13 protein-coding genes are annotated in these 14,220 nt (G+C 70.7%); 6 read left to right on the top strand and 7 right to left on the bottom strand.

Annotation, left to right across the window (positions count from 1 at the left end):
• Positions 1-67: 67 nt before the first annotated feature.
• The 3 genes from QSK31_RS09270 to QSK31_RS09260 form a co-directional block, all read right to left on the bottom strand.
• Positions 68-865 carry a phosphotransferase gene (locus tag QSK31_RS09270; RefSeq protein WP_285682825.1) on the bottom strand — a complete coding sequence of 266 codons (798 nt, stop codon included), beginning with the start codon at positions 863-865 and terminating at the stop codon, positions 68-70.
• Between the two features lie 46 nt (positions 866-911).
• The gene (gene ftsY, locus QSK31_RS09265) at positions 912-2,060 is read right to left on the bottom strand and encodes a signal recognition particle-docking protein FtsY (RefSeq protein WP_285682823.1); all 1,149 of its coding nucleotides are present in this window, start codon (positions 2,058-2,060) and stop codon (positions 912-914) included.
• 73 nt (positions 2,061-2,133) lie between these two features.
• Positions 2,134-2,343 (bottom strand): hypothetical protein, encoded by a 210-nt coding sequence (locus QSK31_RS09260; protein ID WP_285682821.1) that lies wholly within the window; start codon positions 2,341-2,343, stop codon positions 2,134-2,136.
• A gap of 494 nt (positions 2,344-2,837) precedes the next feature.
• Here QSK31_RS09260 and QSK31_RS09255 point away from each other — a divergent pair, with 494 nt between their 5' ends.
• Together QSK31_RS09255 and QSK31_RS09250 are read left to right on the top strand one after the other, a co-directional pair.
• A complete protein-coding gene (locus QSK31_RS09255; protein ID WP_285682818.1) occupies positions 2,838-4,034 on the top strand; it encodes a helix-turn-helix transcriptional regulator in 1,197 nt (398 codons plus the stop codon).
• Entirely contained in the window at positions 4,021-4,734 is a 714-nt protein-coding gene (locus QSK31_RS09250; protein WP_285682817.1) for a 5-formyltetrahydrofolate cyclo-ligase, read from the top strand. The genes QSK31_RS09255 and QSK31_RS09250 overlap by 14 nt, the downstream gene beginning before the upstream one ends.
• Here QSK31_RS09250 and QSK31_RS09245 read toward each other — a convergent pair.
• Positions 4,731-5,939, bottom strand: a complete 1,209-nt coding sequence (locus tag QSK31_RS09245) for an FAD-dependent monooxygenase (RefSeq protein WP_285682815.1) — start codon at positions 5,937-5,939, stop codon at positions 4,731-4,733. The two genes, QSK31_RS09250 and QSK31_RS09245, sit on opposite strands and share 4 nt — an antisense overlap.
• A gap of 64 nt (positions 5,940-6,003) precedes the next feature.
• Here QSK31_RS09245 and QSK31_RS09240 point away from each other — a divergent pair, with 64 nt between their 5' ends.
• From QSK31_RS09240 to QSK31_RS09225, 4 genes are read left to right on the top strand one after another with little or no spacing between them, the layout of a single operon-like run.
• Positions 6,004-6,471 carry a MarR family winged helix-turn-helix transcriptional regulator gene (locus QSK31_RS09240; protein WP_285682813.1) on the top strand — a complete coding sequence of 156 codons (468 nt, stop codon included), beginning with the start codon at positions 6,004-6,006 and terminating at the stop codon, positions 6,469-6,471.
• A gap of 13 nt (positions 6,472-6,484) precedes the next feature.
• Entirely contained in the window at positions 6,485-8,173 is a 1,689-nt protein-coding gene (locus QSK31_RS09235; protein WP_502872919.1) for an alkaline phosphatase D family protein, read from the top strand.
• 44 nt (positions 8,174-8,217) lie between these two features.
• Positions 8,218-8,739, top strand: coding sequence for a DinB family protein (locus tag QSK31_RS09230; protein WP_285682809.1), 522 nt, complete (start codon positions 8,218-8,220; stop codon positions 8,737-8,739).
• Positions 8,740-8,760: 21 nt separating this feature from the next.
• The gene (locus tag QSK31_RS09225) at positions 8,761-9,279 is read left to right on the top strand and encodes a DinB family protein (RefSeq protein ID WP_285682808.1); all 519 of its coding nucleotides are present in this window, start codon (positions 8,761-8,763) and stop codon (positions 9,277-9,279) included.
• A 187-nt stretch (positions 9,280-9,466) separates the two neighbouring features.
• On the opposite strand, the gene QSK31_RS09220 is transcribed toward QSK31_RS09225, so the two are convergent.
• From QSK31_RS09220 to QSK31_RS09210, 3 genes are all read right to left on the bottom strand, one after another.
• Positions 9,467-10,078, bottom strand: coding sequence for an HAD family hydrolase (locus QSK31_RS09220; protein WP_285682806.1), 612 nt, complete (start codon positions 10,076-10,078; stop codon positions 9,467-9,469).
• A gap of 5 nt (positions 10,079-10,083) precedes the next feature.
• Positions 10,084-13,665 carry a chromosome segregation protein SMC gene (gene smc, locus QSK31_RS09215; RefSeq protein ID WP_285682805.1) on the bottom strand — a complete coding sequence of 1,194 codons (3,582 nt, stop codon included), beginning with the start codon at positions 13,663-13,665 and terminating at the stop codon, positions 10,084-10,086.
• Between the two features lie 199 nt (positions 13,666-13,864).
• Positions 13,865-14,059 carry a hypothetical protein gene (locus QSK31_RS09210; RefSeq protein WP_285682804.1) on the bottom strand — a complete coding sequence of 65 codons (195 nt, stop codon included), beginning with the start codon at positions 14,057-14,059 and terminating at the stop codon, positions 13,865-13,867.
• Positions 14,060-14,220 lie beyond the last annotated feature (161 nt).

Below are 14,220 nucleotides of genomic sequence, written 5' to 3'. Positions count from 1 at the left end.
TGTGAAGAAACCCTCACAGGCAGTGCGGCAAATGCCACGTTACTGGCATAATCCGCCCGGCCGCGCGTTAACGAAGCGCGTACTCCAGGGTGTGTCGCTCGTAATCCAGCAGACGCAGATCGCGCATCGGCCGGCGCAGGTGGCCCTTGTGCACGATGCGGACGAAAGCCGGGTCGCCGGCCGCCGCCATCCGCCGGATGCCCTCGACGTGGTCCACGATCCGCTTCCGGATGGTGCGGACCAGGCGGTGCCGGTCGCGCGGGATCAGACCGTACGCGTCCGCGAAGAGCCGCAGCCGGTGCGGCCGGTTGGGCCGCTTCCAGCCCAGCGTGTACGAGTCCCGGTCGGTGAACAGCGGCACCCAGGTCCACGCCGCGTACGCCACGTCGTAGATCCGCGCGCCCGGCGACGCCAGGTCGAAGTCGATCAGCGCGAGCGTGCCGTCCGGCCGCCAGACCACATTGTGCGGCGCGGCGTCGTGGTGGCAGACCACCTCGGCATCCGGTGGTGGGGGCCCGAACGAGCGCCACACCGACCCCGGCGGCGGCTGGAAGCCGTACTGCGCGTCGTGGAACATCCGCAGCATGGTCGCCACGGTGACCAGCGCCTCGTCGGTGACCCAGTGCGGGGCGAGAGGGTATTCGCCGCACTCGCCGTCGAGGTACGACAACACCTCGCGGCCGCGGTCGTCCATGCCGAGGGCGTGCGGCGAACCGGTGAAGCCGACCCGCTGCAGGTGGTTGAGCAGGGAGTGCACGGCCGGGGTCCACGGACCGGCGTTGCGGCGGACGGTGTCGCCCGCCTTTGACACCGTGCTGACGTTCCCACCGTGGAGTGGGATCTCACGCACGGGCTCCTGCGTCACCCACGTCCTCCCGCCATGTTCAGCATGCGCACCTGAAGATTCGAGACTACCCGTCGGTACCAAGAAGAGCCTCGACGAACGCTGCCGGCTCGAACGGCGCCAGGTCGTCCGGACCCTCGCCGAGACCGATCAGCTTGACCGGGATGCCCAGTTTGCGCTGCACGGCGATGACGATGCCGCCCTTGGCCGTACCGTCCAGCTTCGTCAGGACCACTCCGGTGACGTCCACCACCTCGGTGAAGACCCGGGCCTGCTCCAGCCCGTTCTGCCCGGTGGTCGCGTCCAGGATGAGCAGCGTCTCGTCGACCGGCCCGTGCTTCTCCACGACCCGCTTGACCTTGCCGAGCTCGTCCATCAGGCCGACCTTGTTCTGCAGCCGCCCCGCGGTGTCGATCAGCACCGTGTCCACACCGGTGTCGATGCCCCGCTTGACCGCGTCGAAGGCCACGCTCGCCGGGTCGCCGCCCTCCGGCCCGCGGACCGTCTCGGCGCCGACCCGCTCGCCCCAGGTGGCGAGCTGCTCGCTGGCGGCGGCGCGGAAGGTGTCCGCCGCGCCGAACAGCACGGTCCGGCCGTCGGCGATCAGCACCCGGCCGATCTTGCCGCAGGTGGTGGTCTTGCCGGCGCCGTTGACCCCGACCACGAGCACGACGGCCGGCCGGCCGTCGTGCGGGGTGGTGCGCAGACTCCGGTCCAGGTCCGGCTCCAGGGCGGCGGTGAGCTCCTCGGCGAGCTGGGCGCGGACCTCGCCGACCGTACGGGTGCCGAGCACCCGGACCCGCTCCCGCAGCCGTTCCACCAGCGCCTGGGTGGCCTCGACGCCGACGTCCGCGGTGATCAGGCTGTCCTCGATCTCCTCCCAGGCGTCCTCGTCCAGGTGGTCCCGGGACAGCACGGCCAGCAGCCCGCGCCCGAACGCGTTCTGCGACCGGCTCAGCCGGGCCCGCAGCCGCACCAGCCGGCCGGCGGTCGGCTCCGGCGTCTCGACGACCGGCGCCTCCGGTTCGGCCACCTCGACGGGCGCCGTCTCCACCGGCGGCGCCCCGATCAGCGGCGGCTCCTCGCCGGGCTCCGTGATCGTCGGCGCCTGCGGCGGCGGGGGCACCTGCTTGCGGCGCATCCGGGGCACGACCAGCCCCACGGCGCCGACGACGAGCACCACCAGCAAGATCACCGCAACGATCACGTATTCCATGCCTCAAAGCCTGACAGATCGCGGGACGCCGCGTGCCCACGCCCCCAACAGGCGCCCCCACAGTCCTCGATCCTCACCGAGGCCGCTGTTCGCCGGCGATCGGCAGCCCCCACTCGAACAGCACATCGCGGAGATCAACGGAATGACAGCGCAAGGCTCCGAAGCCGCCCCCGCCCCACGGGATGACGTCCGCAATGTCGAGATGTTCCTCGCCGAGTTGAATCCCGATGTCCGCATCCGCGGGAAGGGCGGCAATCTGCTGCAGCAGCTCGTCTCGCATCATCGCCAAGTGACTCCTTGTCTCAACACTGTTCCCACAGGCTCCGGCCTGGTCGCTACCCATCCGATGAATCTGTCGTAGAGGTCCGGCGGCAACCCAGAAGGTGAAAGGTCGGCTGACGCATCGGCCTGACAGCCGCTCAGATAAACCAGCACCGCCGTCCGGTGCGTGATGAACTCTGAGCCCAGAGCGACTCTCGCATCGACGCACGGCCACTCGAGACCACACTCCCGGCAGTGCCAGGCCGGCCGACCCGGGGTGTGTTCCGCCGCGAGTTCCCGCGCAGGTCCTGCTGCGGTAGCCCCGCCATGTCGATCCTCCGTCAATGCTTTGAGCAACTGCCACCTCCGTCGCCGCGTAGTCAGGTATTCACTCCATCGGACGGAATGGTCATGGGACACGGCGAGAAAGGCGCAGAAATGACGCATCGACGTTGCGCCACAGCAACTGGCCTGGATGAATAGATATCCATAGGCAGCCGTAACGGCGGAGGGACGATGATGGCTCCCAAGCGGTATCGCCTGGCACAGCGCCGCAAGGGGATCGGACTGACTCAGGAGCAGCTCGCCGAGGCCGTACATGTCGACCGCTCCACCGTGGTTCGCTGGGAACGCGCTGACACGGAGCCGCAGCCCTGGCATCGCCGGAAACTTGCCGCCGCGCTGAAGGTCTCTGTCGAGGATCTAGCCGCTCTGCTGGCCGACATCGGTGAGGCGCCGTCCCGGCCGAACGAACGTCTCGACTACGTGCTCAGAAACCCGGGCAGCGTCGACCTCATCGCCGTCGCCTATCTCCGCGAGCGGGTACGCCGACTCGACGAACGGTATGAGCACGAGCCATCCACCCTCCTGCTCGCCGAAGCAGGACAGCTTCACGGCCAGACGACGTTCCTTCTGCAGCACGCGCCCGCCGGACGGCTACGACGCGAACTCTGGGCTACCGACGTCGAATCGTCCACCCTCATGGGCCAGCTGGTCTGGGACGCATCTCAGCGACGCGACCACGCTGCCGCCAACGGCTACTTCGACCAGGCGATCAGGGCTGCGCACCACACACGGGACGGCGTCGCCGAGGGCAACGCCGAGCTGCGTAAGAGCTTCATCGCCTTGTATGGGGAGGGCCGCCCAGAGGTCGGTTTGGCGCTTGCCCATCGGGCGGCCCTGGCCAGCCGGCACGACAGCCATGTCGTCGCCGGACTCGCCCTCCTTCACGTCGATGAGGCCCACGCCATGCTCGGCGACGCGCGGAGCTGCGACGAGTCCCTGGGCGCGGCGGAGGTGCACTTCGCCGCCGTCACGCCGGACGACCCGGCGGCATTGCTCTTCTGCCCCAGCCAGCACGGCCGATTGGCAGGCTCCTGCTGGCTGCATCTCGATAAGCCGGACAGGGCCGAGGCGATCCTCGAACGGACCTGCGAGATGCTCCACGAACGCAAGAAGGCGACTGCCATCCTGCTGGGCAATTTGGCGATCGCGAGCATCCGCCGCCGCAACATCGACACCGCTGCCGGCCGCCTGCACGCAGCGATCGGCGTACTGGAACAGAACCGAGGCGGGGGCGGCCTCAATGTGGTCTTCACCGCCGCTCGCGAACTACGGCCGTGGCGTAACGAGCCAGCCGTCCAGGATGTCAACGACCGGCTGCTCGCCCTGATGACCGCGGCCTGGAAGGCGGGAGACAATGCCGGCTTCTGACATCGCTCGCGCCAAGCGGGCCGCCCGGGAGAAGGTATGGACGATCCTGGAGCGGGAAAACGCCGCACCGCTCGGCGTTCACGGCCACATCCCCGCCTTCGAAGGAGCCGAGCAAACGTCTGCACGGCTCGGCGAACTGGACGTGTGGCGGCACGCTCGGGTTGTCAAAGCCAATCCCGATCGGGCTCAGTTTCCGGTGCGCCTTCGTGCGCTGCGGGACGGCAAGCTCCTTTACATGGCCGTACCCAGGTTGGCTTCCCTCAAGCCGTTCTTCATGGTCGACCCGACAGTCTCGAACCTGAGTTTTGATGACGCGGCCACGAGCGACGGGGCGGCCACAGACTCACCGAAGGTCGGGCCCGACGAGATGCGGCCGGTCGATCTGGTCGTGTGCGGCAGCGTGGCGGTCAACCGGCGAGGAGTCAGGGTGGGCAAGGGCGCGGGCTACTCGGACATCGAGGTGGCGTTGCTGACGGAGGCCGGGCTCGTCGGGCCGCAGACAACGATCGTCACGACCGTCCATCAGCTTCAGGTCGTGGATGCCGAGCTGCCCGAGGCGGAGCACGACTTCAGCGTCGACGTGATCGTCACACCGACCGAGACGATCACGTGCGGGCCGCCCCGGCGACCGAGGGGCATCCTGAGTGAGGCCCTCGGTGCCGCGATGATCCGGGAGATCCCCGTGCTCCGGAACCGCTAAGCGCGTTCCGGAACCGCGTAGGCGGGCAGGGCGATCTCGTCGGCCGGTGGGGTGAAGAGCCGGCCGCCCAGTACACGCCCCGGCCGGGACGCGGCGAGGCGCAGGCCGGTGGTGAACGCGGCCACGCCGTGCCGGCTGAACGGGTTGGCGATGCGGGGCGCGCCCGGCGGTAGTTGCTGCGCCTTGCGGACGTACGGCCGCATCAGGGCTTCGTACGAGCTCAGCGCCGCGCCGTGCTCCGGCCGGGCGGAGAGTTCCCCGGCGAGGACGTACGCGCCGGTCAGCGCGAGGCTCGTACCCATGCCGCTGATCGGCGAGGCGCAGTAGGCCGCGTCGCCGACCAGCGCGATCCGGCCGCGCGACCAGGCGGGCGCGTACATCTGCGCGACCCGGTCCAGGTAGAAGTCGCCGTGGTCGGCCGCGAGCGAATCCAGGATGCGCGGCGCCTGCCAGACGATGTCGGCGAAGACCTCACGGAGGCGTTCGATCTGGCGTGCCGGTTCGAGCCGCTCCAGCCCCTCGAGCGGTCCGAGGAAGGCCAGCGACGCCCGGGTGGTGCCGACGTTGTCGGGGCGCAGCATCACCGCCCGGCCCCGGCCGGCCACCATCCAGCGCCACCAGTCGTCGTCGTCCGCGGTCCGCGGGATGGCGCCGTAGGCGACGTACTGACCGAGGTCCCGGATCCGCGCCTCGGCGCCGAAGATCAGCTCGCGTGTGCGGGACCGGATGCCTTCGGCGACGACGAGCAGGTCGAAGTGCCGCGGCGACGCGTGCTCGAAGGTGACGTCGACGCCGGCGTCGTCCTGGGTGACCTCGGTGATGCTGTCGCCGTAGACGTGCTCGACCCGGCCCTCGACGAGCTCGTCCAGGGTGGCGACCAGCTGGCCGCGGAGGATCTCCACCTCGGCCGTGGCGCCGGCGGTGTCCCCCGACCCGGCCGGGAACTCGGCGACCGCACGGCCCGACCGGTCGACGAACCGGGTGCCGACCTCGCCCGTCCCGGACCGGGCGATGCGTTCCTCCAGGCCCATCCGCCGGATCACCTCGCGTCCGGCTCCCCGGACGTCGATGTTCTGGCCGGTGGCGCGCAGCGACGGGGCCCGCTCGACCACCGTCACGTCCCAGCCGTGGTGGTGCAGCCAGTGGGCGACGGTGGTGCCGGCGACACCCGCGCCGGAGACCAGGACTGCTCCGCGTGTTTGCATGACGGCTGTTCCTTCCATGAAGTAATATCGCTAATCAGCTTAGCAACTAAGTAGGTGAAAGGTTATGGACGAGTTCACCGACCCGCCGCCTGCCATGAGCGCCGTCCGGCAACTGGTCGACGAGGCGGTGCGGCTGCGCCGGACCCTCACCCGGCGTACCGGCCTCAGCGAGACCGAGCTGGACACGCTGGAGCACCTGATCGACGGCGTGTCGACACCCAGCGAGCTGGCCCGGCGGCTCGAGGTGAGCACCGCCGCCTCCACCGGCATCGTCGACCGGCTCGAACGCCGCGGCCACGTCGAACGCCGGCCGCACCCGACCGACCGGCGCCGGCTGGAGGTGCACGTCACGGCCGGGGGACGCGCCGAGCTGCTCCGGCAGCTGAGTCCGGGCCTGCGTTCCCTGGCCGATCTCGAGGCGGACCTGACCGCGCCGGAACTCGCCGTGGTCGTCCGGTACCTGGAGGGTGTCCGCGACGTGTTCGCCCGGGAAGCGACCCGATCGCCCGCTGGCGGAAATCAAGATCCGTAGGGAGACTGTGCCCGTGACGGCGCACCTCCTCATCGGGCCTGTCCTCCGACGCGTCGTGGGTGCCCGCGCGACCGTCTGGGTGGAGACCACAGAGCCCACGTTCGTGCGGGTCGAGGCCGAGGGCGGGGCCGCCGGCTCCGCGCAGACCTTTTCCGCGTACGGCCACCACTACGCGATCGTGGTGGTCGAGGACCTGCTCCCGGACGCCGACCACCCCTACCGGGTGACGCTCGACGGGCGCGAGGTGTGGCCGCTGGCCGACTCGCCGTACCCGCCGTCCTTCATCCGCACCCGGCCGGCCGACGACGCCGAGCACCCGGTGCGGCTGATCTTCGGGTCGTGCCGCGAGGCCACCCCGCACGCCACCGCCCGCAAGCTGCCACCGGACGCGCTGGACGCGTACGCCCGCCGCCTGATGACCGATCCACAGGACCCGGACCTGCGCCCGGACCTGATCGTGCTGCTCGGCGACCAGGTGTACGCGGACAAGCCCACCGCCAAGATCAGGAAGTTCCTGAAGCGCCGCCGCGCGGCCGGCTACCACGGCCCGGACGACGAGGTGGTCTCCTTCGACGAGTACACGAAGCTCTACCTGGAGTCGTGGCGCGACCCCGAGGTGCGCTGGCTCTTCGCCACCGTGCCCAGCGTGATGATCTTCGACGACCACGAGATCATCGACGACTGGAACACGTCGTCGTCGTGGCGCGAGGAGATGAACGAGCAGGGCTGGTGGCGGGAGCGGATCTCGGCCGGCCTGGCGTCGTACTGGGTCTACCAGCACCTGGGCAACCTCAGCCCCGACCAGCTCGCCGCCGACCCGCTGCTGCACAAGGTGACGACCGTCGACGACGCCACCGACCTGCTGCACGACTTCGGGCTGGCGGTGGACCGGCCGGAGTCGGCGGACAACACCGACCGGCCGTACCAATGGAGTTTTGCCCTTGATCTGGGTCGCACCCGCCTGGTGATGCTGGACAACCGCTGCAACCGCGTCCTGGTCCGGGGCGGGCGCGAGATGCTGCCGGCGCAGGAGTGGAACTGGTTCGTCGACCAGGCGCACGGCGACTACGACCACCTGGTCGTCGGCTCGTCGCTGCCGTGGCTGATGCCGCCGGCGATCCACAATGTCGAGGCGTGGAACGAACAGAGTGCCGACGCGCCCAGCCGCCGCCGCGCCGGGAACGCCGAGCGCCTGCGCCGGATGGTCGACCTGGAGCACTGGGCGGCGTTCCGGAAGTCCTTCGAGGCGCTGACCGAGCTGTTCCGGCGGCTGGGCGAGGGTGGCGACGGTTCGCCGACGCACCGGGTCGGGCTCAGCGGCGCCTACCGCGCGCCCGAGACGATCAGCGTGCTCTCCGGTGACGTGCACCACTCATACGTGGCGAAAGCCGACCTGGGCCCGGGCGTGACCACTCCCGTCCACCAGCTCACCTGCTCGCCCATCCACAACCAGGTGCCGGCCTTCATGCGCCCGCTGATGCGTTTCAGCTGGTCGCGCGCCGCGGCGAGGGTCACCCGCACGATGGCGGAAAAGGCCGGCGTGCCCGAGGCGCCGCTGCGCTGGCAGCGCCTGGCCGGGCCCTACTTCGGCAACGCGGTGAGCACGCTGCGGCATCGCGGTGCGCACGCCGAGATGACGATCGAGGGTACGAGTCCGGACGGCGAACTCTTCGAGGTGGCGACGGTCGAACTGCGGCCGTGAATATCGGTCGCCGCCGCCTGTGTCACCCGGCAGGATGGGTCTCGATGACTACCTGGACCGCACCTGCCGTGGATCGACAGTCCGAACCGATGACCGGTGACGAGCGCGCGATGCTCGAGGGCTGGCTCGACTGGCATCGGCTCACCCTGCTGAGCAAATGCGCCGGCCTGACCGCCGGCCAGCTCAAGAAGGCGGCCGTCGAGCCGTCCAACCTGACCCTGCTGGGCCTCGTCCGGCACATGGCCGAGGTGGAGCGCAGCTGGTTCCGCACCCGCTCCGCCGGCCAGGACGTGGGCATGCTGTTCTGCTCCGAGGCCAATCCGGACGGCGACTTCGACGACGTGGAGGACGCCGATGCCGAGTCCGACTTCGGCACCTTCCGTGCGGAGGTCGGCCTTGCCCGGCAGGCGGCTGCCGGGCTGCCGCTGGAACACGAGTTCGCCACGAGCCGGGTGCCGGCGATCAGCCTCCGCTGGGTCTACCTCCACATGATCGAGGAGTACGCCCGCCACAACGGCCATGCGGATTTCCTCCGCGAACGCCTCGACGGAGTGACCGGCGACTGAGGTCGGCTTAGGCTTCAGGTCATGACCAACTGGACGGCACCGGCCGTGGACCGGCAGCACAAGGCCAAGGCCGGCGACGAGCGCACGATGCTCGAAAGCATGCTCGAGTTCCACCGCGCCACCCTGCTGACCAAGTGCGCCGGCCTGACCGCCGAGCAGCTCAAGCAACACGCGACCGATCCGTCCAGCATGTCCCTGCTGGGCCTGATCCGGCACCTGACCGAGGTCGAGCGAGGCTGGTTCCGCAACAGCGCGGCCGGCGAGAAACTCGACCCGTTCTACTGCTCGGAGGCCAACCCCGACGGCGACTTCGACGACGTCGGCGACGCGGACGCCGAGGCCGACTTCGCGACCTACCTGGCCGAACTCGACAGCGTCCGCGCCACGGCGGCCGGCCTCCCCTTGGACCAGACCTTCACCCGCAACGACACCACCTTCAACGTCCGCTGGGTCTACCTGCACCTGATCGAGGAGTACGCCCGCCACAACGGCCACGCCGACCTCCTCCGCGAACGCATCGACGGCACCACCGGCGAGTAGCCGCCCACCGCGCCCGCACGAGTAACCGGCCGCCGCGCCCGCACGAGTAACCGGCAACACCACCAAGCGGGCACCCCGAGCGCCCGGCAACCAGCCCAACCCCACAACCAACGCAAGCGACGACAACACCACCACCAAGCGGGCACCCCGGGGGCCTGGGCGAGAAGGCCATCACCCCGGAAGGCGACTAGAGGCCGAGGGCAGGGCGCAGGTAGGCGAAGTCGCGGCGCTCGGTCCAGCGGAAGGCGATCATCTTGGCGGCCCGGGCGGCGCGGATCGTGCGGTCGTCGTCGTCCACGACCATCACCCACGGGGGCTCGGTCGCCAGGGCCTCGGCGGCCTTGGCGAAGAACTCGGGGACCGGCTTGTGGATCTTCAGCTCCCAGGAGCTGAGGATCACGTCGAACTCGTCGGTCAGGCCGAGTGACTCCAGGTCGGCACGGAGCCGGTCGGTGGCGTTGGTGGCCAGGCCGACCGGACGGCCGGCGGCTCGCACCTCGCGTACGAAATCGAGAAGCTCCTGATCCACCGAACCGCGGTGGGACTGCCACTGCGCCACAGCCTCGGCCGCGTCGGCGGGCGGGAGCGGGAGCCGGGACGCGACCAGTTCCATCCACTGTGCGTCGGTGATCTCGCCTGCCACGGCGGGCCGGTAGAGCTCCCACACCATCGCCGTGCTGAGCAGCGCGCCGGGCTCGAGGCCGTAACGCGACTCGACCGCCGCGGGGACGGCGGGATCCCAGTGGCGCAGCACGCCGTCCAGGTCGATGAGCAAGGCCCGGGCCGGCTGGCGATGCACTGTGCTTATTCCTCCGCGTCTCGATTCAGGCGCTGGCTGATCACCTGGGTCACACCGGCGCGCATGGTGACGCCGTACAGGGCGTCGGCGACCTCCATGGTGCGCTTCTGGTGCGTGATGATCAGCAGCTGGCTCTTCTCCCGCAACTGCTGGAAGAGCGTAATCAGGCGGCCGAGGTTGACGTCGTCCAGGGCGGCCTCGACCTCGTCCATGATGTAGAACGGCGAGGGGCGGGCCCGGAAGATCGCGACCAGCATGGCCACCGCGGTCAGCGAGCGTTCGCCGCCGGAGAGCAGCGACAGGCGCTTGATCTTCTTGCCCGGCGGACGCGCCTCGACCTCGACGCCGGTGGTCAGCATGTCCTCGGGGTCGGTCAGCACGAGGCGGCCCTCACCGCCGGGGAAGAGCACCTGGAAGACGGACTCGAACTCGCGGGCGGTGTCCTCGAAGGCCGACGTGAAGACCTCGAGGATCCGGTCGTCCACGTCCTTGACCACGGTGAGCAGGTCCTTGCGGGTGGCCCGCAGGTCCTCGAGCTGGTCGGAGAGGAACTTGAAGCGCTCCTCCAGCGCGGCGAACTCCTCCAGCGCCAGCGGGTTGACCTTGCCCAGCAGGGCGAGCTCGCGTTCCGCCTTGTTGGCCCGCTTCTCCTGGGTCGGCCGGTGGTAGGGCACCGGCTCGGGGGCGGGCTCGCCGGCGCTCTCCGCGGCGTTCACCTCCACCTGTGTCGGCGGCACCCACTGGTCCGGGCCGTACTCGCCGACCAGGGTGTCCACGTCGAGCGAGAAGTCCTCGGCGGCCTTGGCCTCCAGCTGCTCGATGCGCATCCGCTGCTCGGCCCGGGCCACCTCGTCGCGGTGCACCTCGTTGGTGAGCCGTTCCAGCTCGGACACCAGGCGCTTCGCGCTGGCGCGGACCTCCTGCAGCTCGGCCTCGCGGGCGGTGCGCGCCCGGGCCAGTTCGTCTCTCGCCTCGACCGCGGCCTCCAGGGAGACCGCGACCCGGCGCATCGCCTGGGCGGCGCCGATCGCGACGGCCTTGGCGATCTCGGCGCCGCGGGCCCGTGCGGCCCGACGGGCGGCGGCCCGCTCCCGGGCCTGCTTCTCCTGGTTGGCCTGCCGGAGCAGGGAGTCGGCGCGGCCGGAGATCGACGCGACCCGCTCCTCGGCGGTACGGACGGCCAGCCGCACCTCCATCTCGTTCTGCCGGGCCTGCGGAACCATGCCGGCCAGCATGTCGCGGTCCTCGGTGGACGGCTCCTCGTCGATCGGCGAGTCCTCGGCCAGGCGCAGGCGCTCCTCGAGCTCGTCCAGCCCGGCCAGGTCCCGGTCGCGGGCGGCCTCGGCCTTCTGCCGCGCGGCGCCCAGCCGCTCGGTCTCCGCCTTCGCCGAGCGTGCCGCCGCGCCGAGCTCGGCCAGGCGGCGGGCGGCGGCGTTGCGCTCGCCTTCCGCGGCACGCTTCGCCGCGGCCGCCACGTTGACGCGCTCCTTGTGGTCGGCCACCACGCCGCGGGCCTCGGCCAGCTGGTCCTTCAGGACGCCGATGCTCTCCTCGGCGTCCGCCCGGTTGGCCTTGGCCTCGTCGACCGCGGCCTGCACCTCGATGTAGCTGGTCTGCTTACCGGAGCCGCCGGCCGCCGAGTACGCCCCGAGCACGTCGCCGTCCGGGGTGACCGCGCGCAGCTCGGGGTTGCTCGCCACCAGCGCGGTCGCCGCGGCCAGGTCGGGCACCAGCACCACGTCGCGCAGGGTGCGGTTGAGCGCGGGGCGGATCGAGTCGGGGCATCCGATGACGTCGGGCGCCCAGACGGCGCCGTCCGGCAGGGCGGGCCGCAGCGAGTCGAGTGACCCCTGCATGCCGGGCGCGGCGGGACCGCCGACCACCAGCGCGGCCCGGCCGGCGTCGGCGATCTTGAGCGTACGCATCGCCTCGACGGCCTCGTCGACACCGGCCAGCGCGACCGCGTCGGCCAGGCTGCCCAGCGCCGCGGCCAGCGCCGCCTCGTGCCCGGGCCGGACGGTCAGCATCGAGGCGAGGCTGCCCAGCAGGCCCGGCACCTGGTCGGCCTTGCCGAGCAACGCCCCGGCGCCGTCCTTGCGCTTGAGTCCGAGCGCGAGCGCTTCCTCGCGCGCCTTCCAGCTGGCCGCGTCCTTCTCGGCGGCGCGCTCGGCGTCGGAGAGCTCCTTGACCACCGCGGCGGCCCGGTCGTGCGCGGCCACCGCCTCGTCGTGCCGGGCGTCCAGGTCGGCGTTGTCCCGGTCGGCCTCGGTCGACTCGGCGGACACCTCGTCGACGGCGGCCTGGGCGGCGTCCGCCCGCTGGAGCGCGTCGGTGTGGGCGGCGGCGAGCCTCTCGATCTCCTCGCCGGCACTGCTCGCCCGGGCGCGGGACGCGTTCACCTGCCCGGTCAGCTTGGCGAGGCCCTCACGCCGGTCGGCGATCGCTTTCGCGGCCGTACGCAGGGCGTTCTCCGCCGCGGCCAGCTGTCGTTCCAGCTCCTGCCGATGTTCGACGGCCTCGGCCAGGCGCATCTGGTCCTCGGTCAGCGCCTCGCGCAGCTCCTCCTCCTGCTCGCGGACCCGCTCGGCCTCGGCGACGAGCTGCTCGGGGTCGCGGCCGGGGCGTTCGTCCTCGGGCGCCGCGGACAGGTGCCGCAGACGCTCGCCGGCCAGCTGCTCGGTGGACCGGAAGCGTTCCTGCAGGGCGGACAGTTTGTACCAGGTGTCCTGCGCGGCCTGGAGCAGCGGCGCGTCCTCGGCGTGCGCGGACTCCAGGTCGGCCAGCCAGCGCTGCACCTCGCGGTTCTCCGCCTCGACCTGCTGGCGGCGCTCGCGCATCGACGACTCGTCGGCGATCTCTTTGTCCAGCGTGGTGCGCAGCGTGTGCAGGTCGTCGGCGAGCAGCCGGAGCCGGGCGTCGCGCAGGTCGGCCTGGATGCCGGCCGCGCGCCGGGCCACCTCGGCCTGCTTGCCCAGCGGCTTGAGCTGGCGGCGCAGCTCGGCGGTGAGGTCGTTGAGGCGGTTGAGGTTGGTCTGCATCGCGTCGAGCTTGCGGACGGCCTTTTCTTTCCGCTTGCGATGCTTGAGGACGCCGGCCGCCTCCTCGATGAACGAGCGCCGGTCCTCCGGCTTGGCGTGCAGCATGGCGTCCAGCCGGCCCTGGCCGACGATGATGTGCATCTCACGGCCGATGCCGGAGTCGCTGAGCAGCTCCTGGATGTCCAGCAGACGGCAGGAGTTGCCGTTGATCTCGTACTCGCTCTCGCCGGAGCGGAACATCCGGCGGGTGATCGACACCTCGGTGTAGTCGATGGGCAGAGCGCCGTCGTTGTTGTCGATCGTGAGCGTCACCTCGGCGCGCCCGAGCGGCGCCCGGCCGGACGTGCCGGCGAAGATCACGTCCTCCATCTTGCCGCCGCGCAGGGCCTTGGCCCCCTGCTCACCGAGAACCCAGGCGATGGCGTCGACGACGTTGGACTTGCCGGAGCCGTTGGGGCCCACCACGCAGGTGATGCCCGGCTCCAGCCGCAACGTCGTGGCGGAGGCGAAGGACTTGAAGCCCTTGACCGTCAGGCTCTTGAGGTGCACGGATCTCCGAGGGTCGGTTGTCGTCTGCTTGGGGTGCAGGCTACCCGCCCGTGGCTGCGACCTCCGGCTTCGGCGCGTCGAGGGCCGATTTTGACAAGCGGGCGGGGCAAAAGAATGCGCGCCGCCACTTCAGTGGAGGCGCGCTGTTCGGGGGGTGGTGCGGGTGGGGCCGGTGCGGCCCCACTTACTCAAGGACTACTCAGGTCAGCGCGGGCTCGGTGAGCCGCGCGAAATCGTCTGCCTCCGCGGCCGCCGCCGCGAGACGATCGTTTTCCGCCCGGAGGCGGGTGACCTCGAACTCCAGAGCCTGCACCCGGGAACGCAGTCGGGTGACCTCGTCGATCAGGCGCCGATCGGGCGCCGCACCTACGTGGCCGAAGAGGGCCTTCGCCATCATGAACTCCTAGTGAGACTTCGTGTCTCTATGTGAAAGTGATGCCGGGAACGGCCGGCCGCCCGGCGCCCAGCACGGGGCCGACCCGAGCTCACGGGCACGCGTGAGCACAGAATCCCGCACCTGGAAACGTGAGCTTTAGGTGCGGATCCCGCATGTCC

It is taken from the genome of Actinoplanes sp. NBRC 103695 (assembly GCF_030269485.1).
Classification (GTDB): domain Bacteria; phylum Actinomycetota; class Actinomycetes; order Mycobacteriales; family Micromonosporaceae; genus Actinoplanes.
This window is presented reverse-complemented; position numbering and strand designations above follow the sequence as displayed.